This window comes from Ochrobactrum sp. 19YEA23 (assembly GCF_029909865.1).
Lineage (GTDB): Bacteria > Pseudomonadota > Alphaproteobacteria > Rhizobiales > Rhizobiaceae > Brucella > Brucella gambitense.
Genome location: NZ_JASAMQ010000001.1, coordinates 394,811 through 418,600, shown reverse-complemented (window position 1 = coordinate 418,600; position 23,790 = coordinate 394,811). Strand labels below are relative to the sequence as shown.

Genomic DNA, 23,790 nt, shown 5'->3' with positions numbered 1-23,790 from the left:
ATATCTCGACGGGCCGGTTAGCCGACGACAATCGGCGCCTGCCCCTGTACGCGATTATACAGGTCGATAATGTCCTGATTCATCAGGCGGATACAGCCTGACGACATGGACTGGCCGATGGACCACCATTCCGGCGAGCCATGGATACGATAGCCGGTGTCGCGACCATTCTGATAGATGTAAAGCGCACGTGCGCCGAGCGGGTTCTGCGGGCCGGGCTCCTGACCATTGCGGTATTTTTCGAGTTCCGGCTTGCGCTGGATCATTTCCGGTGGCGGCGTCCAGCGCGGCCACTGCTTCTTGTATTGCACATTGGCGCGGCCCTGCCATTCAAAGCCCGCCTTGCCGATGCCGACGCCATAGCGTAGCGCTTCGCCGCCCGGCAGAACATAATAGAGGTAATGGTCTTTCAGGCTGACGACGATGGTGCCCGGCGCCTGACCGGTCGGATCCGGTACGATCTGGCGGCGGAATTGCTTCGGCACTTTGTCATAAGGAATGGCAGGCAGCGCATAGGGCCCCTCCTGCACCGATGCATACATGACATCCGGCGTCGTGATGGCGCGGTCGACACTGATTTGCGGACGCATCGGCGAGATGCCGCCTGTCGACATCGTATCTACCTGAAAGGCAGACATGTCCATCGTCTGCGAGCAGCCTGCAACACCACTCAGAACGACGGCCCCGGTGCCAAGCAGAAAGCGGCGGCGGCTCAGATCATCACTCAACTTTGACATGCAAAACGCCCAAAACACAGGTGACAGGGAGCAGGCATCATGCCGCTCGGTATTAACCGTAATTTGCAGTCTTATGGTTGAGGAACCGTTAAACTAAGCGTTCCCATACTCAGAAAAGAATAGCACCAGCACGAAAGTTCAACCGAGGGATGCAGAATTTGAAAAGAAAAAGCCGGACGAAACGCCCGGCTTTTTCAATCAAATCAAGAGAACGATCAGTAGTCTTTTTCGTAGAAGATACCGCCGCTGGAATCGCCCTCTGCACCAAGCGCACCCTTCGCTTTGAGGTTTCGCGTGATGTCGAGATTGACGGTTCCCTTGGTCGAGCCGCCAGAACCCGCTTCCACACCCAGATAGATATTGTCGCGGATGTAGCGCCCGGCGCGAACAGCAGTCTGTCCGTTGCTATCGGTCACAACATCTAGATCGTCCAGTCCCGTTCCGGCGCGCAGCTTGTTCATGAGCGAATTACCGCCGGGACCGCCAGCAAGTTCCGCTGCAGCCGCCGCGAGCTGAGCGATCTGGAATGCCGACAATTCACTGATGGAGCGCTTGAAGATCAGCTGCGCCAGCACTTCATCCTGCGGCAGTTCGGGCGATGAGGAGAAGACGATGTTGAGATTATCGACAGTACCTGTAACCGTCACAATGGCAGTGATATCATTGCCTTCTGAACTGGCCACGAAATTAAGCTGCGGATTGAGATCGCCGACCAGCGTGACATGGCCTTCATCGAAGGTGATACGCTGGCCGAGGATACCAATGCGACCACGGATCAGGTCAAAGGAACCAACCGGCTTGATATCGCTGATCGGGCCAGTGAGCCGCACGCGACCGCCCAGTTCCGTATCGAGACCGCGACCGCGTACGAATATCTGGTTCGGCGCATTAACGACGACATCGAGGCGCGGTCCGGCGGAATTGGTCCGCGCCACCGACTTGGCCTTGCCCTTGCGGGTTTCGACCTTGGCGCGCTCCAGCGTTTTCGCGACATTCTTCGGCGTATTCTTGTGCTCGACGGGCACATAGGTTGCGCCGCCGCCCAGATTTTCAGGCACCGAGATTTCCGCACGTTCCACATCGATGCGACCGCCGATCAGCATATCGCCCGCCAGCGGCCCGGTGATCGAAATGCCGCCATTGACCGTTGCGACGACCAGCTTGCCATCTGCATAACGCGCACGGTCGAGCTTGATATTGATATTGGCCGGGAAATTCGCCGCCGCATTGGTCGATATCGTGCCGCTTGCCGACACGGAACCGCCGCTGCCAAATGCAGCATTGACCTGCCGGAGCGTGATGGTTTCGCCGTCCATGCTGCCCATGATGTTGATGTTATTCACACGGACATTGGTTTCTGGATCGATGAAAGTTGCGCTGCTGGTGGAGAACATGCCGCGCAATTGCGGACGATCGAAACCACCGGAAACGCTTGCGGTCAGCGTCAGTGTACCACTGGCCTGCGCACCGCGATCCGCCAGGAAGCGATTGGCAAGCGCCAGCGGGATGTTGCCGTTGACGTTGACGCCGAGCCCCTGACCGGAGAAAGGCACCTTCCCGCTCGCCGTGACATTGAGGCCTTGCGGACCGTCCACCGTCAGCGATGAGATATCGACTGCCTTGGCGGCATAGCTGCCTGCTGCCTGCAAGCTGAGCGGGGCAAGGCCGTTGTCGCGCAGCGGCTTGGCAGCAAGGCCGGAGCCCTTGAGATTGAAGGTCGCGGCAGGATTGGTCAGCGGGCCTGTCACGCGCGCCGTGCCGGTGACGTTACCTGCGAGGTCCTGCCCCTTGACAGCGCCGTTGAGAATACCGAGCGGCAGATTGGCCAGCGTCACGTCAACGGCGAGATCGCCCTTGCCGAGCGGCACGCCGCCTTTCGCTGTGACGTCGATACCATTGCCGCTTGCTGCACCCCCGGTGACCCGGGCGTCGATGTTGAGCCGATCATTGGCAGAGGTGCCCTTGGCGTCGGCATTCAGCGCGGCAATGCCCTGTTTCTTGAGTTCCGCTGCTGTCACGCCACGCGCCGTCATATCGAAAGCGACATTGGGCGCTTCGCGGGAGCCAGTCAGACGCGCCGTGCCGTTGACAGTGCCGCCAAGGCCGAGGTCCGGCTTGAAGGTGTTGGCAAGCGCCAGCGGTAGATTGGACAGCGCCACCGACAGGTCAAGCTTACCATCGACAGATCCGTTGACCTTGACCTGTCCTTGCGTGCCATTGGCGCCGGTGTTGATCACGATATCGCCAAAGGAAATCTCGCTTCCCTTCATGACGATATTTGCCGGCGCAGCCAGATTGGCGCGCAGTGCGCCCTGCTTTACATCAGCGGATGCGAGGCCAAGCTCAAAGCCGCCATCTTTCGGCTCAAGCGAACCGGCGGCATTAGCCACCGTGCCAATCTTGAGCTTCGTATTGGCGCTGAAATCGGTCTTGGTTCCGGTGGCGTTGGCCTTGGCATCGAACGTGTCGATACCGAAAGTGCCGACCATGATATCGCGCGCGGCAGCGTTGCCGTCCACGACCGGCACGCCGAACAGGTCCTGCGCGGTCAGCGCGATAGTGGCGGAAGCAATATGGTTGCCATTGACCTTCACGCCCTTGGCGTCAGCCGAAATGGTCGCATTCTGACGGTCGCCATCGGCTTGTAGCGCGATATCAGCATTGGCAGCACCGGTTGCTTCGGCAAGAAACAGCGCGGCGGCAGTGGAGATATCCGGCGCGTCGAGCTTCAGCGCGCCATTGAGCAAGCCCTTCGGGGTCTGCGTGACATTGCCGGAGAGATGCGCCCCGCCAGCATTGAACAGGAGATTGGTCAGGCGCTTCTCGTCATTGACAATGTCGATCAGCGTGCCAAGTTCGATGCGCTCACCGTTGAGGAAGGCATTGCCCGCCAGCTTGCCTGACAAAGCCGCGCCCGTGGTGGCGTTGCCGTCGAGCATGGCGTTGAAATCAAGACCGGCATCGGCAAGCTTGCGGCCTGCCAGCGTGCCCTGTGGCGCGTCGGCGCGCAGCGCAAGCGCGATCAGCTTGTCGTCGCCGCGCGCACTGCCCTTGATCGTCATGCGACCGGAGGCCTGTTTCGAAACCAGCTTCAGATCGGACAGCATCACGCCAAAATCGAAATTCGCCTTGTCCGATGCGAACGAGCCATTGGCCGTGATTTCGGTCAGTTCGTTGCCGATCCGGAAGTCGCGGGCCGAGAAACCTTCGGCGCTACGACCGACTGCACCGGCCAGACGCACCTCGCCGTCGAGAATATTGTCGACCGCCTCAGTGCCCGTGCGCATGTTCTGCGCGGTACCGTCAAGGTCGAGATAGAATGCGCCGCTGATCGGACGAACGGTGCCTTTGGCCTTGACATCGATACTGCCAGCCAGTTCCTTGTCAGCCAACGCGCCGAACGGCGCAAGGCTTGCGACCTTGGCGGCGATATCGCCATTGAAGACGAAGTCGTCAATATTGCCCTTGAGATCGAGGCTGAGTCCGTTGCCTTCGATATTGGCCTGTGCAAGCTCCACCGGAGAACCGGCGCGCCAGCCGCCATCGATGAGAAGCGCAATCTTGCTGCCCAATGCTTCGGCCAATTCCGCGCGCGGCGATGAAATTCCATCCATGCCGCCAGTCACCTTGAAAGTGATGTGGCGGTTTGCGGCATCATTGAGGTTTTCGGCAACGCCGCCCATATCCAGCGCCACGCTGGAAGCGGAAATGGTTGCATTCTTCAAGCCATTGACAGCGAGCTTGCCCGTCCAGTCATTGGTCGGACGGTCGCCGTAGGAAACCTGAAACCGCGCATTGTCGATATAGGTTTCCGCACCCTTGACCGGCAGCAGGACGCGGCCCTTGCTTTCATCGGCAATCGACGCGTCGATGCTGAGCTTGTTCAGAAAATGATCATTGCCGGATTCGGCAGCGGCCTTCAGCTTCAATGCGGCGCTTGTCAGCGCCAGATCATCAAGGCGGAACCCGCCTGCATCTTTCAAGAAGCCATCAGCAGAAAGCACGGTTTCAGACCCGAAGAAGTCGCGGAAAACCGGCGGCACCAGAACAGCGATCGGCCCATTGAAACGGGCTGCGAAAACGCGGCCGCCATTCGGCGCTTCGCCTTGACGGTTGAGCGTGAATGCACCGGTCAGCGTGCGGCTGCCATTGGTGTCGAGCGCCAGATCCACTTTCAATTCATCGAGCGGGCCAGCGCCCGTCAAGGTGAGATCGACCGGAGGGCGGCCATCAATATTGAGCAAGTTGGCCACGATGCCATTGGCCGGTTCGGCAACTTTCAGATCAAGGTCGACCTTCTGATCGGCATTGGCATAGGCCGCGCGCAGGGCAAAACTGCCGCCGGGGCCGTCAAGACGCTTGATGTCGAAGGTCGAATTGAGCGAGCCGTCGGCAAGCGAAAGACTGCCGGTCGCAGAGACTTCCGATTCGAGGCCGAAAATCTCCTGTCCGAAATGCAGGCGCGCCACATCGAGCTGATCGAGACTGATGGAAATCGGCAGTTCGGGCAGGCTGAAGCTCGACGATTCCGGCGACGGCAGGCTGTTGTCCGGCAGCGGCTTGCGGGCGATATCGATCCGTTCCGCGCTCAGTGACTGGATGCTGAGGCGACCAAGCAGCAACGCGGTGCGGCTCCAGTTCAGCTTTGCATTTTCAATGCGCAGCCAGACGCCTTCGCGGTCGGCAATGGTGATCGAGCCGATGGAAGCTTCCGACGACAGAACACCGCTGATGCCCGACAGCGAAATGCGGCGGTTCGGCGCGGAAAGCTGGCTTTCAACGAAAGACAGGAAATAGGATTTTTGCTCTTCGTTGCTTTCAGACGCTTCGGCCTGCTGCGTGCTCTGGCTCTGATCCTGCGCCTGTGCGGGCGCGACAATCGATGCCGTGGTCTGCGTATCCACGCCGACAAGCGTAACCCATGCGCCTGGGATGGCCAGAACGGCCGCCGCAACAGCGAGAATCAGGAAAAGGAAAACTGCGATAAATCTGGTCAAAACGCCTGTCCTATGCCCACGTAGAATGCATAGCTCGGATCACCCGAGCGGCGGTTAAGCGGTATGGCGACGTCGAGGCGGATCGGCCCGAGGCCGGTCAGATAGCGCAGACCGCCACCCGCACCCACGCGCATTTGTTCGGAGAAATCCGGGAACGATTTTTCGCCGACATAACCCGCATCGACAAAGGCGACTGCACCGATGGAATCGGTAATGCGGGTGCGCACTTCGCCCGAAGCTTCCACCAGCGACCGACCGCCTACAATGTTGCCGTTTCCGGCATCGACGCCGATATTGCGATAGGCATAGCCGCGCACCGAGCCACCACCGCCCGCAAGGAACGACAGGCTCGGCGGCAGGTCTTCGATGGAAGCGCCAACGATTGACCCCACCTTCACGCGCCCGGCCAGAATCACGCGATCCTTTGCGCCGATGCCATAATAGGTGCGGCCTTCCGCGGTGAAGCGGGTGGCGAAATTGCCATAATGGAATTCGTAGAAGGGCTGGATGTTGCCTTCCAGATAAAAGCCCGAACTCGGGTCCGGCTTGTTGTTGCGGCTGTCGTAAAGCACACTACCTTCCAGACCCGCAGTCGTGAAGTCGCGTGGGCCGAAAGGATAGTCGGTGTAGCGGCCCTGGCTTGCCTTGGCATAGATCGCGCCCGACAGTTCGTCGCTGAATATCTGCGTGAAGCCGGTCTTGCCGTTAATCGACGTCTCGGTATAGGCGTCGAGCACTTCGCGTTTGGCATCAAGCGACAAAACGAAATCCGTATCAGGCGTATAAACGCCGGGCTTCTTGAACGTGCCGCCAAGAAGATAGGAATAGTTTTGCGGGCTGAACGAATTATCCTGTGATCCGCCGATACCGCTGATCTTGGCGTCGAAACGCAGATTTTCGCCCTTACCGAACAGATTGCGGTGCATCCAGTAGCCGGTGACACCAAAGCCGTCGATGGTCGAATATTCCGCACCGAAGCCGAAACGGCGGGGCTTACGCTCCTGCACATTGAGCGTCATCGGCAGGCTGCCGTCCGGCTCAATGGTTTCCGCTTCCTCGAAACTCATCGCACGGAACACTTCCATGCGGCCAAGACGCTTCTTGGCCTTTTCGATGTCGTCGGGGTCATATTCCTTATCGGGCGTCAGTCCCGTCATCCAGGCGACGAATTGCGGGTCCATACGCGCCGTGCCAACCACGCTGACCGGCCCGTAATGCGCCTTGCGGCCCGGATCGAGCGAAACATCGGCGGCAACCGTATTGCCATCATGGTCGGCGACCACATCCTCGCCCGTCACCCGCGCCTTGGGATAGCCCTGCTGACGCCACGCCTCTACGGCAAGACGCTCGGCCTTGATGATTGTCCCAGACCGCGCCACCCGACCGGGTGCGAAACCTGCATCCTCGGGCGATTGCACGATATCGCGCTTGTCCGTGGCAGGCGGGGCGATATTGGAAATAGCAGTGCGCGAAAACAGGAATTGCGGACCCGGATCGACCGAGATCGCCACTTTCGCATTGTTGGGAATATCAGCATCCGGCGGAATATCGTTCGCTTCGCGGCCATCGACCAGAATCGAGATCGTGCCGCCATAGCGGCCTTCGCCATAAAGGGCCGCCAGAATACGCCGATAATCACCGCGCGCCTTGGCAAGCAGACCAGCTGAACCTGAAGCGGGCTTGTCCGCATCTGTAACCAGACCGGATGCACCTTCGACAACGGACTTCAGATCGGCTTCGGTGCCATCCGCATTTTTGCGATTACCGGTTGTGGCAACCTCGACCTCATAGGTCTTAGGATCGATGATATCTGGATCGGTTTTCTTGTCTTCGCCCCAAAGACGGACGCCAAAAAGCTCAAACGCCAAAGCGGGCGACACTGTAAAGGAGGAAAAATGAGCAGCCAGCAAAAGCATGGCGATGCCTTTTCCCTGTATCGTCCTGTTACTCCAAGTCATACGCGCTACTGTCCGGTTCCTGTCTTTGCGGTCGCCTGGCAGCGTCCCGTTTATTCCCCACCCAGGACGATTTAGGGATTACCACAGGGAGGCCGGGGGGCCAAGCAACAACCTAAAGATTAGTCTCTAGATATGAACGGATTCAGTCAAAGGAGTGTTAACGTTACCACAGCTTTACGCAACGCTTGGTCGCAAGACACACATAGCTCGCGCCGGAAAATGCAAAATATGAAGAGGTTTTAAAAAAGGGAGGCGCTCCGGAGGGAACCGGAGCGCCACGCGGCTTTGGGGGGAGAGAGGGAGGATAAAGCCGCGATACAAACCGTGCGCGGATCAAGATCCGGCGCACGGGAGAAACGGTAGCTCAGCGGGGACATGTCAAAGACCAACCCCGCCAGGCGTGAACTATTTAAGGCAGGTTGCGCACGTCGTCAGGCGACATGTACATCGGCATCATATTGGTATCGAGGTGATGCATGACCCAGATGGAGCCAGCAAGCACGATAGCCAGAATGATGACCGTGAAGATGAGCGCCAGAATATTCCAGCCGCCTTCCGACTTCGGATCAAGGTGCAGGAAGTAAACCAGATGCACCAGGATCTGAACGACAGCGATGCCGAGAACAACGGCTGCGGTCGTGGCAGGCGTGAAATAGCCGTTCATCGCCAGAAGGAATGGAACGACGGTGAGAATAACCGCCAGCACGAAGCCGATCAGATAGGACTTCAGGCTGCCATGCGCGGCATGATCGTGTGTTTCGTGTGCAGAACTCATCACAGTACACCCAGCAGATAGACAAGGGTAAAGACGCCAATCCAGATGATGTCCAGGAAGTGCCAGAAGAGGCTGAGGCACATCACGCGCGTCTGGTTCTTTTCCGTCAGACCGTCACGCAGAAGCTGGGCGGAAAGCACCAGAATCCAGATCAGGCCGGACGTGATGTGAAGACCGTGGGTTCCGACCAGCGCAAAGAAGGCCGAAAGGAACGCGCTGCGGCTCGGACCGGCATCTTCGAGGATCAGGTGATGGAATTCATAGACTTCCATCACGAGGAACGCCGCGCCCAGCATGAACGTTACGCCCAGCCAGAACAGCACGCCTGCACGGTTCTTCTTGTACATGGAGAGCGTCGCCAGACCGTAGGTCAGCGACGACACCAGCAGCAGCATGGTTTCAGTCAACACAAACTGCAGGTCGAAGAGTTCACGGCCGGTCGGGCCGCCCGCGAACTGGTGCGCCAGAACGGCGTAAGTTGCAAACAGGCCCGAGAACAGGACGCAGTCGCTCATCAGGTAGATCCAGAAGCCGACCAGCGTGGTCGACCCTGCATCGTGATGATCCTCGTGAGCAGGATGCTCGTTGCCGCCCTTGAATGGACCAGCAGTTGAAATGCTAGCGCTCATGGATCAAGCCTCCTGAGCCGTCAGTTGCCGGGTGCGAAGGTCTTCGACGCTCTGCACTTCTTCGGCCGAGACGTAATAGTCTCTGTCATTGTTGAACGAGTGGAAGATCGCCACGGCCAGCACACCCACGGCAGCGGCAATTGCCAGCCACCAGATATGCCACACCAGAGCAAAGCCGAGCGGAATGGTCATGATGCCGATGATGAAGCCGGTACCGGTGTTCTTCGGCATGTGAATGCGGGCGAACTTTTCCGTGCGGCGCACATAACCGTTCTGCTTCATGTCCCACCAGCTGTCGTGATCGCGGACATGCGGCACTTCAGCGAAGTTGTAGAATGCAGGCGGCGAAGCCAGCGACCATTCCAGCGTACGGCCCGTACCCCAGCTGTCGCCGTTGTTGTCGCGCAGCTTTTCACGGTCACGGATCGAAACGGCGATCTGCAAAACCTGGAACACGATACCGCACATGATGATGGCAACGCCGACGGCGGCGATGATCAAATAGATGTGCCATGCCGGATTTTCGGTGTGGTTCAGACGACGGGTCATGCCCATCAGGCCGAGCACGTAGAGCGGCATGAAGGCCATGATGAAGCCGACCAGCCAGCACCAGAATGCGTTGCGACCCAGACGTTCGTTCAGCTTGAAGCCAAAAGCCTTCGGCCACCAGTAAACGAGACCGGCGAAGCAGCCGAACAGCACGCCCGAGATGATCACGTTGTGGAAGTGGGCGATCAAGAACACCGAGTTGTGCAACACGAAATCCGCAGGCGGAACGGCAAGCAGAACGCCCGTCATACCGCCGACCACGAAGGTGCACATGAAGCCGATGGTCCACAGAACCGGCGTTTCCATGCGGACGCGGCCCTTATACATCGTGAACAGCCAGTTGAAGACCTTCGCCCCTGTCGGGATCGAGATGATCATCGTCGCCACGCCGAAGAAGGCGTTGACGTTGGCGCCGCCACCCATGGTGAAGAAGTGGTGCACCCAGACGAGGAACGACAGGACCGTAATGGCAACGGTTGCGTAGACCATCGACTTGTAGCCGAAGAGACGCTTGCCGGAGAAGGTCGCGATGATTTCGGAGAAGACACCGAAAGCAGGCAGAATGAGGATGTAGACTTCCGGGTGACCCCAGATCCAGATCAGGTTCACATACATCATCGGATTGCCACCAGCATCATTGGTGAAGAAGTGGAAATCCAGATAACGGTCCAGCGAAAGCAGGGCCAGCGTGACGGTGAGAATCGGGAAGGCCGCGACGATCAGCACGTTCGAGCAGAGCGCGGTCCAGGTGAAGACCGGAACCTGCATCATGCCCATGCCGGGCGCGCGCATCTTGATGATCGTGGTGATCAGGTTGACGCCGGAAAGCAGCGTACCCATACCCGAAATCTGCAAGGCCCAGATATAGTAATCCACGCCGACATCCGGGCTGAATTCCTTACCCGACAGCGGCGGATAAGCAAGCCAGCCGGTCTTGGCGAATTCGCCGATGCCGAGCGACAGGTTGATCAGAACCGCACCGGCGACCGTAAGCCAGAAGCTCAGCGAGTTGAGGTACGGGAAAGCAACGTCGCGTGCACCGATCTGAAGCGGAACTGCAAAGTTCATCAGACCAACGACGAAAGGCATCGCCACGAAGAAGATCATGATCACGCCATGGGCAGTGAAGATCTGGTCATAGTGATGCGGCGGGAGAAAGCCTTCATTCGCGCCCGAAGCAAGAGCCTGCTGCGCGCGCATCATCACGGCGTCCGAGAAGCCGCGGAACAGCATCACGAAAGCCAGAATGATGTACATGATGCCGATACGCTTGTGATCGACCGACGTCAGCCAGTCTTTCCAGAGCGGGGCCCATTTTCCGTAGTAGGTGATGGCTGCCAGAATAGCGAGCGCACCGCCAGCCACCGCGGTCAATGTGACCATGATGATCGGCTCGTGGTACGGGATCGCTTCCAGCGTAAGTTTTCCGAACATTTTTATCACGCTTCGATTGGAGCAATTCCGGGAAAGCCAGTGACGGCCTTCATTCCGGAACCGCGTGAAACAAAAGATTGAATGCGAATGGCCGCGACCTCATGCGAGATCACGGCGCAAAGGCAGATCAGTTTTCGAGCTGCGACAGACGCTGCGGCGCGACTGCACAGATGATGTCGCTCGCCCACTGGCTGAAATCGACAGGCGAAGACTTGCGCAGGTTTGCGCGTGCTTCGCGGATCATCTGCTGACGGTGCATTTCGTCATCCATGCAGACGGACTTGCCGTCCCAGCAGCGGTTCACGATGTCGTGGAACAGCGTCTGGTCATTATAGGTGAAGAACTGCACTGCATGCTTTTCGCTCGGCTGAACCAGCGATGCATAACGATCGCGGCCCAGTTCTTCGCCCTTGGCCTTCACGTCGGCAACCCACTTGTCAAAGTCGGCCTGATTATAGGAATGCGCCTTGAAGCGCATCTGGGCAAAACCCTGACCGCTATAATTGGCGGAAATGCCGTCGAACTCGCCTTCATGGTTGGCGACGAGATGCAGCTTCGTCTGCATGCTCGGCATGGTGTAGACCATGCTGCCCAGCGCCGGAATGAAGAAGGAATTCATGATGTTGCTGGAGGTCAGCTTGAAGTTGACCGGAACATCGACGGGCATGGCCATTTCATTGACGCTGGCGACGCCCAGATCGGGATAGATGAAAAGCCATTTCCAGTCGAGCGCGACCACTTCGACATTGATCGGCTTTACGCTGGATTCCAGCGGGCGGTACGGATCAAGCTTATGCGTGCTGATCCAGGTAACCGAGCCGAGAACCACGATGATCGCCAGAGGAACGAGCCAGACGCCCAGTTCGATCTTCGTCGAGTGATGCCAGTCGGGCTGGTAATCCGCCTTTTCATTCGTGGCGCGGTACTTCCAGGCGAAGAACAGCGTCATGAAGATGACGGGCAGCACGACGAGCAGCATGAGGCCGGTCGCAAAAAGGATGAGATCGCGTTCTGCCACGCCGACCTCTCCCTTTGGAGAAAGAAGAACCTGGTTCTCGCAGCCGGCAAGAAACGCAGTCAGGGCCAGTACGGCGAACGAAGCGATCGTCCGAGGGGTGCCGAGTTTCATTTGTCTTTCCATCCTGCACCGATGCGATCTGAAAATCTGAAACCCGCTGCCGCGGATGATTGCGGTCAGGCGTCTCAGTTCTTCAGATCGCACCAGAGCGATTTCGTCGTCAGTGTGGCTTTGAACCTGAAATCCCTTTCAGGCTGCCCTGACAGTGGAACCGCAGAGGTTCATCATGTCGCGAGCGTCAAATCCGGCACGTATGTCGTTTTTCAGTTTTCGGTAAATTCTGAAAATTCCAAAAGTACCGTTATATCGAATAATTCCGTTTGTCACCTGTCTGGCGAGATTTGTGCTGGATCGTAATGTCGCGGTCAAAACCCCGCAAAACGGACTCCAATTGGCGGAAACAGATGGCTCCGCAAGCGTCTGATCACGGGGAATGGAACCCCTGTAGCGCCGACGCGGCGGTGAATTAACCGCTCTTCTCCGCGCGTGCAAGTGCGAGCAATGGATAAAATCCGGCTTTTCCACCCTGCGGCGAGACAACAAACAACATTGTGAAGTCGCCAAGCCGCGACTAAGACAATCTGGATAGTGAGAAAGGGGCCCCATGATTTTCGCAGACTTGCCGCTCGATGAAGCCGAAGGCGCCGTACTCGCCTATGCGGTAACGGCAGGTGCGCTCGTCCTGCGCAAGGGGACCGTGCTGAACAGCGATTATTGCGCAGCCTTGCAACAAGCGGGCCTCACAAGCGTTCTCGCTGCCCGTTTCGAACCGGGCGATATCGGCGAAGATGAAGCCGCTCAGGCAATCGGGGCTACCCTCGCCTCCTGCACGATCCGTACCGGCGCAGCGACCACCGGACGCATCAACCTGTTCGCCAGTGAAGATGGTGTCTTTTGCGTCGATGCGTCCCGTATCGACGCCGTCAATGCGCATGATGCGCGCATTTCTCTTGCGACGATACGCAATCATATGCGTGTGGAAGCGGGCCAGATGGTCGCGACCGTCAAGATCATTCCCTTTGCCCTACCGAAGAGCCTGATTGACGACATATGCCCCCTGCTCCTTGGAAACCGGGCGATGGAGGTCAAGGCGTTTCGTCCTCTGCGTATCGGCCTGATCCAGTCGCGCCTCCCCTCGATCCGCGAAACCGTACTCGACAAGACGCGTGAGCTGATGGAAAAACGCGCGGCGCGCAACGGCGGTACATTGGTCGCGGAAAAACGCGTCATCCACGAGACGGAAGCGCTCGGCAGCGCCATAGCGGACCTCAGCAACAGCTGCGATATCCTCGTGATTTTCAGTGCATCGGCAGTTGCCGACGCCACCGACATCGTGCCGCGCTCAATCCTGCGAAGCGGCGGACAAATTCTGCGCGTGGGCATGCCGGTCGATCCCGGTAATCTGCTTGTGCTGGGAAAGCGCGACGAAAAATATATCGTCGCCGCGCCCGGTTCCGCCCGCAGCATGCGGGAAAACAGCCTCGACTGGGTGCTCGACCGCCTGATGGCAGGCATGGACCTCAGTTCGACAGACCTGTCCCGCATGGGTGTCGGCGGTCTTCTGTTATAAGCTATTGCTGAGAGCGCGTTTCAATCTGATTGGATCAGATCGGCGCTCTAACAGTTTGTCATGACGCGCATCTTGTCCGAAAACCGTTTCACACTTTTCGGGATGCGCTCTCAATTTCGTAATCGAAGACTAGAATGCCATCAAGACCGCCTTCGGCGGCTTCGACGAGACCTGTGCCAACCTTCACGTGTTCTGGATGCGGGAGATAGGCATCGCGTGCCGCAGCATCGGTAAAATCCACCACAAAGCCTTGGCGAAAGCCTTTTTCCAGTCCTTCGGGGCTGTTGTTGGTGCCAGTCGTGACAGAAATGATGCCGTCGATCTTGCCCTTGAGAGCAACGACCGAAGCCAGCGCCTGATCAATGGCTGCGCCGTCGAGTTCCGGCTTGAACTTGATAAGAACGATGTGGCGTATCATGAGGTTCACCGTTGTTTGGAAACAGTGTTTCTTACGCCAGTTTGCACCGGACGGAAAAGCAAAAACGCCAACGACAAGAGTGCTCAAAAACGAAAAAGGCCGGGATGAACCCGACCTTCCGCTTTCACCTGAGTTGACGCCGGTTCATCCGCGGTCGTCTTCCCAAGTGAATTCCCGATACGGAGGTAGATATAGGCCCTCTCCGTTTCAAGTTTGTGACATCCCGGAGATTTCTACCATCAGGTAGAAAATCACCTGCCGAGGCAAGCCGCCTGATATCAGGCCGCCATCGCCGTTTCGGCATATTCCGGATGATTATAGTTCCAAACCTCGACCAGACACTGATGCATCAAGTCGAGATCGACCGGACCAATCCGGCTCAAGACCAGATCAAGATCATCGCGCTCAACACCACGGTTGAGAAGCTCGACAATCGCTTCCGTCAGAATCATTTTATCGTCAAATCTGTAGCGCTGCATAAACCTGCTCCGCTATCTGCCCCAGCTCATCATGATTTCAGACTAGACACTTATGGTTAACCGAGGCTTAAGCCACGGAAAACTTACGCAACTTTGACCGACACCACGCAACTGACGCTAATATTTACCCCTGACGGCTTATCGCCGCCGCCCAATATGAATTATGAAACGTACGCTGTAAAAAACACGATCAGAATATAGTCCGACCGAACAAGAATAAGTCTCATTCTTACTCTATGTTTCGATAAAGCCAAGCAAAAACTGGCGATGGTATTTATTTCATATAACTCTTTTAAAGCGTTCACATGACTTTTTTCAAAACATACGCCCGTTGGTCGTTCAACAGCACCAAACTCGGTGGCCTCGCTGCTTTGGCGAGTGCAAGTCTTTTGGGCGGTTATCTCTATACGATCCAGTATAACGGCAATGTCCACGCGATAGTGCCGGGACAGGCCTACCGCTCAAATCAGCCCGATCCGGCTCGAATTGCAGCGCTGCAAAAGGCCTATGGCATCAAGACCATCATCAATCTGCGCGGCCCCGAAGCCGGTTCTCCCTGGTACGACAAGGAAGTCGAAGCCTCCGATGCTCTTGGCATCCAGCATGTTGATTTTGAAATGTCGGCCAGCAAACGACTGACGCCCCAACGCGCGCGGGAATTGATTGCGCTGATGCAGAGCGCAGAAAAGCCGATCCTCATTCATTGCAAGTCAGGTTCGGATCGCACAGGTCTTGCTGCGGCGCTTTATGTGGCAGCCGTCTCCAAGGGCGGTGAACGCAAGGCGGAACAGCAGATGTCGATTGCCTATGGGCATTTCGGTTTTCCGGGCAGCCCAACCCACGCGATGGAAGACACTTTCGAAGAGCTGGAACCGGCCCTCGGATTTCCCGATTCCTGACGGTTCGCCGTTTAACCAGATCCTGAATACAAAAACGCCGGGACAAGCCCGGCGTTTTCTTATTTGCTCGATAAAGTCTTATTCGAGGCCGACGATCTTGCCGTCATCCCACTTGAAGATATCGAAGCTCGGCGAGCTAAGGTCGCCGTTTTCGCCATAGGTCAGCGTGCCGATTGCGGTTTCGATCGGCTTGCCGTCATGCAGAGCCTTGGCAACGGCAGCCGAATCATCAGCCGAACCAGCGGCTTCGATGCCAGCCTTGATGACTTCAACAGCAGCATAGGCGTTCATGGTGAACGCCTCAGCCGGGATGCCCTTGGCCTTGAGCGCTTCGATAGCGTCCTTGGAAGCCGGGTTCTTCGTGGCGTCCTTGGCGTTGGTGAAGAGCGTGCCCTGCGCGTTGGTGCCGCCGATTGCCCAATATTCGGTGTTGGAAAGGCCTTCGCCGCCGAGAACCAGTGCCTGCATGCCAGCGTCATGCAGCTGACGCGACAGCAGACCGCCTTCAGCATGGTAGCCGCCGAAGTAAACGACTTCTGCGCCTGCCGACTTCAGCTTGGTAACCAGTGCGCTGAAATCCTTGTCGCCCGGCGTGACGGAGTCGTAATGAACTTCCGTAATGCCGCCCTTGTTGATCGCAGCCTTGAAAGCGTCGGCCAGACCCTTGCCGTAAGCGCCCTTATCGTGGATCACGGCGACCTTCTTGTCCTTCATGGTCTTCAGGACAAAATCAGCCATGACTTCAGCCTGCTGGTCGTCGCGGCCGCAGGTGCGGAACACGTTTTCCAGCTTGCGTGCGGTCAGATCCGGGCCGGTAGCGGTCGGGGTGACCATCAGAACGCCGTTTTCCGAGAAAACGTCGGATACTGGAATGGCAACGCCAGTCGTGACCGGACCAACGACGAACTTGATGCCGTCGCCGACAATCTGGTTGGCGGCGGAAACGCCCTGCTTCGGCTCACCGGCATCGTCGGCGAACTTCAGAACGATCTTCTCGCCCTTGATGCCGCCAGCCTTGTTGATGACTTCGGCAGCGGTTTCTGCGCCCTTCTTCACCTGATCGCCGAAAGCGGCAACCGGACCCGTCAGCGGTGCAACAACGCCGATGGTGATATCCGCATAAGCGGCGCTGGCAAAACCGAGTGTAGCTGCGAAAGCTACGCTGGACAGAAGTTTCAGGTTCATTCTTTTTCTCCTTTGGTGGGGCGCCGTCCAGGGACGCGCCCTCATCTAACCCATGATGGCAACCCATCCGGCCAATTCTCCACGCTGATAAGCTGGTGAATGACCGGGCCCTCCCTTTTGTTTCATCTTACGATTTCAAAGGGTCGATCCAAAAGCGCGCCGCACCGCACCCAAAAAGGGACTGGAGCCATAATATTATCCAAAACAGCCTCGGCGGTTTCGGAAAACTGCTCCAAAACGGGAGCCGCTTTCGTGATGTGCTAAGAATGCATTTCCGGCTTTCGATTGCAAGGGGCCAAGTACCCACAATTACAACGAAAATCGGCTCCTCCCTTTTATGCGTTCCCTCCCTTCCATGATGGTGATTGTTTCGCAAAAAAGGCCGCGATCCCTTCCGCGGCCTCCGGTGTTTCCCAAGTGTCTGCAAGACGGGTCAGCGTCATATCGATGACGGCTTCGTCAATCGGCGCGACCAGCGCATGCACGAGCCGTTTCGACGCCGCAACTGCTGCCGGTGCGGTGGAAAAATACGGTTTGATTTCCGCCTCCATCGCCGCGTCCAGTTGTTCGGGTTCGACCACGTCATGCAGCAGGCCGATGCGCATTGCCTGCTGCGCGTCGAGCAATCTGGCAGAGGTAAATGTGCGCAGGGCATTCGCCTGCCCGATGCGCGCCACGACATAGGGGCTGATGGTTGCAGGTATCAGGCCAAGTTTTGTCTCGGTCAGCCCAAAGCGCGCGCCAGCGACGCCGATGGCGGCATCGCAGACGCTGATGAGACCGATACCGCCGCCATAGGCCTGACCGTTGACGCGCCCGATCAGTGGCTTTGGCAAATCGCGGAGCGCCTTCAGCATCAAAGCGAGCTTGCGCGCTTCTTCAATCCGCTGCGCACGGCTGGCATTCACCTGCGCCTGCATCCAGCCCAGATCGCCGCCCGCACAAAAGCTTTTACCCGCGCCGGTTAGAACAACAATCCTGACCGTGGCATTATCGGCGAGATGCAGCGTCGCGGTGGTCAGTTCATCGATCATCAGGCCGGACAGCACATTATGCTGCTCAGCCCGGTTCAGCGTCAGCGTTGCAACGCCGCGCGCGTCAATTGAAACACCGATGGTCTCAAAGTCGCTCATGCTGCTTTATCCTGACGCAGCGCCTGCGCGAACAATGCCGCCGACCGCAGCTTGTCCAGATCAAGCCCGGTTTCAAAGCCCATTTCATGCAGCATTTCGACAACGGAAACAGTATCGACATTGCCCTTGGCGCCCGGCGCAAACGGGCATCCACCCAGACCGCCGACCGACGCATCGAAAACCCGCAAGCCCTTTTGCAGACTGACACGGATGTTGTCGAGCGCACGACCGCCCGTGTCGTGATAATGGCCCGCCAGACTATGCGCAGGCGCAATGGCAAGCACCGCATGCAGCATGGCCGCGACCTTGTCCGGAGTCCCGCGCCCAATCGTGTCGCCAAGGCTTACCTCATGGCAACCGAGCGAGAAGAGTTGCTCGGTGACATCGGCAACGGCCTGCGGCGCGGTCGGCCCGTCATAAGGACATTCGACGACGCAGCTGACATAGCCGCGTATGGCAAGACCGTCATTGATCGCCGCACCGATAACCGGCGACAGACGCTCAATGCACTCGGCAATCGTGCAGTTGATATTGGCTTTCGAAAAGCCTTCCGAAGCGGAAATGAAAACCGCGACTTCATCGACATTGGCTGCTGCCGCCGCCTCATAGCCTTTCATGTTCGGCACGAGCACCGAATAGCGCACGCTGTCAGCGCGATGAATGCCCGCCATCACCTCTGCCGCATCGGCCAGTTGCGGCACCCATTTCGGGCTGACGAAACTCGTCGCCTCGATGCGGGCATAACCGCAACCGGACAGGCGATCAATCAGCGCTATCTTGTCAGCCGTCGGCACAAAGCGCTTCTCGTTTTGCAGCCCATCGCGTGCCGCCATTTCAACGATTTCGACATGGTCAACCATGTTCTTCCTCCCGAGCGGGATATCGTAAACCGCTCATTATCCCGCTCTATTTTTTGTTTGAGTATGATCTTCTCCGATCGAAGCGGGATCAGAAATCAGTCCAGTGGACTGATTTCCCCGCGAAGACGGTTCCCACTTTTCGGGATCATACTCGAGTTCGACAAGCAGCGCGCCTTCCTTGATCTGATCGCCCGCTGCGACCGTCACCGTCGCAACCTTGCCGTCGCGCGGCGCGGTCAGTGACAGTTCCATCTTCATCGCCTCCATCGTCACCAGCGGATCGCCTTTGGCGACGCTTGCGCCCTCCACGGCGGATACAAGCCGAACCAGTCCCGGCATCGGCGCCAGAATGCGACTTTCGGTGGCAACATCGTCTTCCGCTCCGGCAGACAGCACATGATGAAATATGGTGTCGCGCCCGTCGAACTGCACCGTCACATCCTGACCGATCCGCACAGCAGATGCTTGCGCCACACGACCATCCAGGCCGAACCGGACCACACCGTTTTCGTGACTGCGGATTTCGACCAAGCCGAAGTCGAAGCCGAAATGCCCTTGTTCATCGATCGTGAAGCGGATCGTCCGGCGATCACCTTGATGATCCAGCGTGACCGACCGCGATGCATCGCCCCAAAGGCGGAAACCGCGCAGGCTGGTCCATGGATCATTCTTTGCCGGCGCATCCAAAAGATCGAGCGCCGTCAATGCCGCCAGTGCAAAGGCGATTTCCGAGGGCCGCTCATCGGCAAACAAATGTGCCGCTTCCCGCGCAATCAGCCCGGTATCGACATCGCCGCTGCGAAAAGCATCCAGCTTGCAGAGTGCCGACAGAAACTGGCGATTGGTGACAAGACCGGCAATGCGGGTCTTGTCCAGCGCCGTATCCAGCCGGTTCAGCGCTTCGTCGCGATTGCGGCCATGGACAATGATCTTGGCGATCATCGGATCGTAGAACGGTGTGATCGTATCGCCGGACCGCACGCCGGAATCGGTGCGCACCTGTTCCGGCGGAGCAAATAGCGCAAGCTTGCCTGTCGCAGGCAGGAAGTCGCGGGCTGGGTCCTCGGCATAAAGACGAGCCTCGAAGGCCCAGCCATGGATGGCGAGTTCGTCCTGTCGCTTCGGCAAGGTTTCGCCCGAGGCCACGCGCAATTGCCACTCGACCAGATCGAGGCCGGTGATCGCCTCCGTCACCGGATGCTCCACCTGCAAGCGTGTGTTCATTTCCATGAAGAAGAACCGGTCAGGCCGCAGCCCTTCTGACACATCGGCAATGAACTCCACCGTGCCTGCGCCGGAATAGCCAATGGCCAAGGCTGCCTTCACTGCAGCCTCGCCCATCGCCGCGCGCATATCCGGCGTCATGCCGGGCGCCGGCGCTTCCTCAATCACTTTCTGGTGGCGACGTTGCAGCGAACAATCGCGCTCGAAAAGATGCACCGCATTGCCGTGATTATCGCCGAAGACCTGCACTTCGATATGGCGCGGCTTGGTCATGTATTTTTCCACCAGCACGGCGCTGTCACCGAACGACGCTTCGGCCTCGCGACGCGCACTGTCCAGCGCCGCTGCAAAATCCGCCGCCTGATCGACACGACGCATGCCCTTGCCGCCGCCGCCTGCGCGTGCCTTGATCAGCACGGGATAACCGATCCGGTCCGCCTCACTTTTAAGGAAAGCGCCATCCTGATTGTCGCCGTGATAACCGGGAACGACCGGCACACCGGCCTTTTCCATCAACGCCTTGGCAGCATCCTTCAACCCCATGGCGCGGATGGCTTTCGCCGATGGGCCTATGAAGGTGAGACCCGCCGCCTCGACGGCGTCGACAAATCCGGCATTTTCCGAGAGAAAGCCATAGCCCGGATGAATTGCCTCCGCGCCGGTTTCCAGTGCGGCTTTGATGATCGCCTCAATATTCAGATAGCTTTGCGCCGAAAGCGCCGGGCCGACACGAACGGCCTCATCGGCCATTTCCACATGCAGCGCACTGGCATCCGCATCCGAATAGATCGCCACCGTGGCAATACCGAATTCACGCGCAGTGCGGATGACCCGACAGGCAATTTCTCCGCGATTGGCAATCAGTATTTTCCCAAACATCTGATCGCCCTCTACATTCTGAACAAGCCAAAACGCGTCGGCTCGACCGGCGCGTTCAGCGTTGCGGAAAGCGACAGTCCCAGCACTTCGCGGCACTTGCGCGGATCGATGACACCATCGTCCCAAAGTCGCGCAGAGGCATAAAGCGGGTGGCTCTGGCGCTCGAACATTTCGAGTGTCGGGCGCTTGAACTCCGCTTCCTCTTCCGCCGACCATGTTCCGCCGGTGCGTTCGATCCCGTCGCGCTTGACGGTTGCCAGTACGCCCGCCGCCTGTTCGCCGCCCATCACCGCAATGCGGCTGTTCGGCCAGGTCCACAGGAAGCGTGGCGAATAGGCCCGCCCCGCCATGCCGTAATTGCCCGCGCCATAGGATGCGCCAATCAGCATGGTGAGCTTCGGCACATTGGCCGTCGCCACCGCCGTCACCAGCTTTGCGCCGTGCTTGGCGATGCCTTCGGCCTCATATTTGCGCCCGACCATGAAGCCGGTGATATTTTGCAGGAAAATCAGCGGAATATTGCGCTGGCAGCAAAGCTCGATGAAATGCGCGCCCTTGGTTGCCGCTTCGGAAAACAGCACGCCATTATTGGCGATAATCCCGACCGGCATGCCGTAAATGCTCGCGAAACCGCAAACCAGCGTGGCGCCATAGCGCGCCTTGAACTCATCGAAATCCGAGCCGTCGACCAGCCGTGCAATCACTTCGCGCACATCATAGGGAATGCGCGTATCGGCAGAAACCACGCCAAGCAGTTCTTCCGGGTCGTAAAGCGGAGCAGCACCCTCGCCCTTGGGGATAAAGGAGCATTTTTCGCTGTTGAGATTGGCCGCGATGGCGCGCGCGATCTGCAAGGCATGGGCGTCGTCATTGGCCAGATGATCGGCCACGCCGGAGAGCCTTGTATGCACGTCGCCGCCGCCGAGATCTTCCGCCGTCACCACTTCGCCGGTTGCAGCCTTCACCAGCGGCGGACCGGCCAGAAAGATCGTGCCCTGATTACGCACGATCACCGTCTCGTCGCTCATGGCGGGCACATAAGCGCCGCCTGCGGTGCATGACCCCATGACCACGGCGACCTGCGGAATACCCGCTGCCGACATCTGCGCCTGATTATAAAAGATGCGTCCGAAATGGTCGCGATCCGGGAATACCTCGTCCTGATTGGGAAGATTGGCCCCGCCGGAATCAACCAGATAAATGCAGGGCAAGCGATTTTCGCCCGCAATCTCCTGCGCGCGCAGATGCTTTTTCACGGTCACCGGGTAATAGGTGCCGCCCTTCACCGTCGCATCGTTGCAGACGATCATGCATTCGCGACCCGATACGCGCCCGATGCCGGTGATGATGCCGCCGGACGGAGCCGCACCGCCATACATGCCGTGCCCCGCAGTCAATCCGACTTCCAGAAAGGGCGAACCCGGATCGAGCAATTGCGCAACGCGGTCACGGGGAAGCAGCTTGCCGCGAGAAATGTGACGTTCGCGCGCTTTCTCACCGCCGCCATCAATGGCAAGGCGAGACGCCTCGGCCACGATATCGATGGCCTCAAGCATGGCTTTGCGGTTGGCCTGATAGGTAGTGCCGCGCGTCGATATCTCGGATTTCAGAACCGGCATTAACGGGTCTCCTGAAACAATTCCCGTCCGATCAGCATACGCCGGATTTCCGACGTGCCTGCACCGATTTCGTAAAGCTTGGCGTCGCGCAGCAGACGCCCGGTCGGATAATCATTGATATAGCCGTTACCGCCCAGCGACTGGATTGCCTGCAACGCCATCTGGGTCGCATTTTCCGCGGTATAAAGAATGCAGCCAGCCGCATCCTTGCGCGTGGTCTCGCCCCGGTCGCAGGCCGCCGCCACTGCATAAGTATAGGCGCGCGAGGCGTTGAAGGTCACATACATGTCGGCAAGCTTACCCTGCATAAGCTGGAACTCGCCAATCGGCTGATCGAACTGCTTGCGCTCATGCACATAAGGCACCACGACATCGAGACAGGCCGCCATGATGCCGAGCGGACCGCCCGCCAGCACCACGCGCTCATAGTCGAGACCGGACATCAGCACATTGACGCCCTTGCCGACCTCGCCGAGCAGATTTTCAGCCGGCACTTCGCAATTTTCGAAAACCAGCTCGCAGGTGTTAGAACCGCGCATACCAAGCTTGTCGAGCTTTTGCGCTGTCGAAAAACCGGCAAAACCTTTTTCGACAATGAAGGCGCTGATCCCGCGCGAGCCAGCCGCCGGATCGGTCTTGGCATAGACCACCAGCACATCCGCGTCCGGGCCGTTGGTGATCCACATTTTGTTGCCGTTAAGAACATATCTGTCGCCCCGCTTTTCAGCGCGAAGTTTCATCGAAACAACGTCGGAACCGGCCCCCGGCTCAGACATGGCAAGCGCGCCGACATGTTCGCCGGAAATGAGCTTTGGGAGATATTTCGCGCGCTGTTCGGGCGAACCGTTGCGCTTGAGCTGATTGACGCAGAGATTGGAATGCGCGCCATAGCTGAGGCCAATCGAGGCCGAGGCGCGGCTGATCTCTTCCATGGCCACGCAATGGGCAAGATAACCCAGACCCGCGCCGCCATATTCTTCCGGCGCGGTGATGCCGAGCACACCAAGCTCACCCAGTTCACGCCACAGATGCATGGGAAATGCGTTATTGCGGTCGGTTTCGGCGGCAAGCGGCGCAATGCGGCTTTCAGCGAAACGGCGCACAGTATCACGAAGGGCTTCGATCTCCTCGCCAAGACCGAAATTCATGCCCGAAGCAAACATACTCGTCCTCCACAAGTTCTGCCCGGTATCCGCCTTTCGCAAGACGGTTATGTTTGGTCAGAGTGTCCCGTGGCGGCCAAATAGGCAATGGCTTTACGCGGCGTTCTGTGGCTATTTATTGCCGGATAACGCAATTTTGTTGCGCATACTATCCGGCGACCTTCGTCGCCGGTTCAGACTTTTTTTCGCATTTCCGAACGCAAA

Annotated in this window: 16 protein-coding genes and 1 pseudogene; 2 read left to right on the top strand and 15 right to left on the bottom strand. The window is 58.2% G+C overall.

What is annotated here, in order from left to right; genetic code table 11:
* Nucleotides 1–17: 17 nt before the first annotated feature.
* The 7 genes from QBD01_RS01895 to cyoA all read right to left on the bottom strand — a co-directional run bounded on the left by QBD01_RS01895 (nt 18) and on the right by cyoA (nt 12,208).
* Entirely contained in the window at nt 18–737 is a 720-nt protein-coding gene (locus tag QBD01_RS01895; protein WP_280991385.1) for a L,D-transpeptidase, read from the bottom strand.
* Nucleotides 738–952: 215 nt separating this feature from the next.
* Complete coding sequence (locus tag QBD01_RS01890; protein ID WP_392391314.1) at nt 953–5,641, bottom strand: translocation/assembly module TamB domain-containing protein; 4,689 nt, start codon at nt 5,639–5,641, stop codon at nt 953–955.
* An 89-nt stretch (nt 5,642–5,730) separates the two neighbouring features.
* On the bottom strand, nt 5,731–7,650 hold the full coding sequence (locus QBD01_RS01885) for an autotransporter assembly complex family protein (RefSeq protein WP_280992084.1): 1,920 nt from the start codon (nt 7,648–7,650) through the stop codon (nt 5,731–5,733).
* A 451-nt stretch (nt 7,651–8,101) separates the two neighbouring features.
* Nucleotides 8,102–8,467, bottom strand: coding sequence for a cytochrome o ubiquinol oxidase subunit IV (gene cyoD / locus QBD01_RS01880; protein WP_138783976.1), 366 nt, complete (start codon nt 8,465–8,467; stop codon nt 8,102–8,104).
* Nucleotides 8,467–9,096 (bottom strand): cytochrome o ubiquinol oxidase subunit III, encoded by a 630-nt coding sequence (gene cyoC / locus QBD01_RS01875; protein WP_280991383.1) that lies wholly within the window; start codon nt 9,094–9,096, stop codon nt 8,467–8,469. Before cyoC ends, cyoD begins: the two co-directional genes overlap by 1 nt.
* Before the next feature lie 3 nt (nt 9,097–9,099).
* Entirely contained in the window at nt 9,100–11,079 is a 1,980-nt protein-coding gene (gene cyoB, locus QBD01_RS01870) for a cytochrome o ubiquinol oxidase subunit I (RefSeq protein WP_280991382.1), read from the bottom strand.
* 127 nt (nt 11,080–11,206) lie between these two features.
* Entirely contained in the window at nt 11,207–12,208 is a 1,002-nt protein-coding gene (cyoA, locus tag QBD01_RS01865) for a ubiquinol oxidase subunit II (protein WP_182519097.1), read from the bottom strand.
* Between the two features lie 553 nt (nt 12,209–12,761).
* Here cyoA and QBD01_RS01860 point away from each other — a divergent pair.
* Nucleotides 12,762–13,727: a molybdopterin-binding protein gene (locus QBD01_RS01860; RefSeq protein ID WP_280991381.1), complete on the top strand. Its 966-nt coding sequence runs from the start codon at nt 12,762–12,764 to the stop codon at nt 13,725–13,727.
* A gap of 88 nt (nt 13,728–13,815) precedes the next feature.
* Here the strand turns inward: QBD01_RS01860 and QBD01_RS01855 are convergent, their stop codons facing one another.
* Both QBD01_RS01855 and QBD01_RS01850 read right to left on the bottom strand, forming a co-directional pair.
* Nucleotides 13,816–14,145 (bottom strand): Dabb family protein, encoded by a 330-nt coding sequence (locus QBD01_RS01855; protein WP_280991380.1) that lies wholly within the window; start codon nt 14,143–14,145, stop codon nt 13,816–13,818.
* A 278-nt stretch (nt 14,146–14,423) separates the two neighbouring features.
* Nucleotides 14,424–14,624, bottom strand: a complete 201-nt coding sequence (locus tag QBD01_RS01850) for a hypothetical protein (RefSeq protein WP_182519094.1) — start codon at nt 14,622–14,624, stop codon at nt 14,424–14,426.
* A 305-nt stretch (nt 14,625–14,929) separates the two neighbouring features.
* Between QBD01_RS01850 and QBD01_RS01845 the strand changes: the two genes are divergently transcribed.
* The gene (locus QBD01_RS01845) at nt 14,930–15,523 is read left to right on the top strand and encodes a tyrosine-protein phosphatase (RefSeq protein WP_280991379.1); all 594 of its coding nucleotides are present in this window, start codon (nt 14,930–14,932) and stop codon (nt 15,521–15,523) included.
* A 78-nt stretch (nt 15,524–15,601) separates the two neighbouring features.
* Here QBD01_RS01845 and QBD01_RS01840 read toward each other — a convergent pair whose 3' ends face one another.
* The 6 genes and pseudogenes from QBD01_RS01840 to QBD01_RS01815 form a co-directional block, all read right to left on the bottom strand.
* Nucleotides 15,602–16,708 carry a branched-chain amino acid ABC transporter substrate-binding protein gene (locus QBD01_RS01840; RefSeq protein ID WP_280991378.1) on the bottom strand — a complete coding sequence of 369 codons (1,107 nt, stop codon included), beginning with the start codon at nt 16,706–16,708 and terminating at the stop codon, nt 15,602–15,604.
* Between the two features lie 335 nt (nt 16,709–17,043).
* Nucleotides 17,044–17,841, bottom strand: coding sequence for a crotonase/enoyl-CoA hydratase family protein (locus tag QBD01_RS01835; RefSeq protein WP_280991377.1), 798 nt, complete (start codon nt 17,839–17,841; stop codon nt 17,044–17,046).
* Nucleotides 17,838–18,701, bottom strand: a complete 864-nt coding sequence (locus tag QBD01_RS01830; protein ID WP_280991376.1) for a hydroxymethylglutaryl-CoA lyase — start codon at nt 18,699–18,701, stop codon at nt 17,838–17,840. Before QBD01_RS01830 ends, QBD01_RS01835 begins: the two co-directional genes overlap by 4 nt.
* 150 nt (nt 18,702–18,851) lie before the next feature.
* A pseudogene (locus tag QBD01_RS01825) lies at nt 18,852–20,804 on the bottom strand (acetyl/propionyl/methylcrotonyl-CoA carboxylase subunit alpha); the annotation flags it as partial.
* 11 nt (nt 20,805–20,815) lie between these two features.
* Nucleotides 20,816–22,423, bottom strand: coding sequence for a carboxyl transferase domain-containing protein (locus QBD01_RS01820; RefSeq protein WP_280991375.1), 1,608 nt, complete (start codon nt 22,421–22,423; stop codon nt 20,816–20,818).
* On the bottom strand, nt 22,423–23,571 hold the full coding sequence (locus tag QBD01_RS01815) for an isovaleryl-CoA dehydrogenase (RefSeq protein ID WP_280992083.1): 1,149 nt from the start codon (nt 23,569–23,571) through the stop codon (nt 22,423–22,425). Before QBD01_RS01815 ends, QBD01_RS01820 begins: the two co-directional genes overlap by 1 nt.
* Between the last annotated feature and the right edge of the window lie 219 nt (nt 23,572–23,790).

Coding starts and splice junctions, on each gene's coding strand:
- QBD01_RS01840 (WP_280991378.1), bottom strand. CDS start 16,708: ATGAACCTGAAACTTCTGTCCAGCGTAGCTTTCGCAGCTACACTCGGT.
- QBD01_RS01820 (WP_280991375.1), bottom strand. CDS start 22,423: ATGCCGGTTCTGAAATCCGAGATATCGACGCGCGGCACTACCTATCAG.
- QBD01_RS01850 (WP_182519094.1), bottom strand. CDS start 14,624: ATGCAGCGCTACAGATTTGACGATAAAATGATTCTGACGGAAGCGATT.
- cyoB (WP_280991382.1), bottom strand. CDS start 11,079: ATGTTCGGAAAACTTACGCTGGAAGCGATCCCGTACCACGAGCCGATC.
- QBD01_RS01830 (WP_280991376.1), bottom strand. CDS start 18,701: ATGGTTGACCATGTCGAAATCGTTGAAATGGCGGCACGCGATGGGCTG.
- QBD01_RS01815 (WP_280992083.1), bottom strand. CDS start 23,571: ATGAATTTCGGTCTTGGCGAGGAGATCGAAGCCCTTCGTGATACTGTG.
- cyoA (WP_182519097.1), bottom strand. CDS start 12,208: ATGAAACTCGGCACCCCTCGGACGATCGCTTCGTTCGCCGTACTGGCC.
- cyoD (WP_138783976.1), bottom strand. CDS start 8,467: ATGAGTTCTGCACACGAAACACACGATCATGCCGCGCATGGCAGCCTG.
- QBD01_RS01845 (WP_280991379.1), top strand. CDS start 14,930: ATGACTTTTTTCAAAACATACGCCCGTTGGTCGTTCAACAGCACCAAA.
- QBD01_RS01855 (WP_280991380.1), bottom strand. CDS start 14,145: ATGATACGCCACATCGTTCTTATCAAGTTCAAGCCGGAACTCGACGGC.
- QBD01_RS01860 (WP_280991381.1), top strand. CDS start 12,762: ATGATTTTCGCAGACTTGCCGCTCGATGAAGCCGAAGGCGCCGTACTC.
- cyoC (WP_280991383.1), bottom strand. CDS start 9,096: ATGAGCGCTAGCATTTCAACTGCTGGTCCATTCAAGGGCGGCAACGAG.
- QBD01_RS01895 (WP_280991385.1), bottom strand. CDS start 737: ATGTCAAAGTTGAGTGATGATCTGAGCCGCCGCCGCTTTCTGCTTGGC.
- QBD01_RS01885 (WP_280992084.1), bottom strand. CDS start 7,650: ATGCTTTTGCTGGCTGCTCATTTTTCCTCCTTTACAGTGTCGCCCGCT.
- QBD01_RS01835 (WP_280991377.1), bottom strand. CDS start 17,841: ATGAGCGACTTTGAGACCATCGGTGTTTCAATTGACGCGCGCGGCGTT.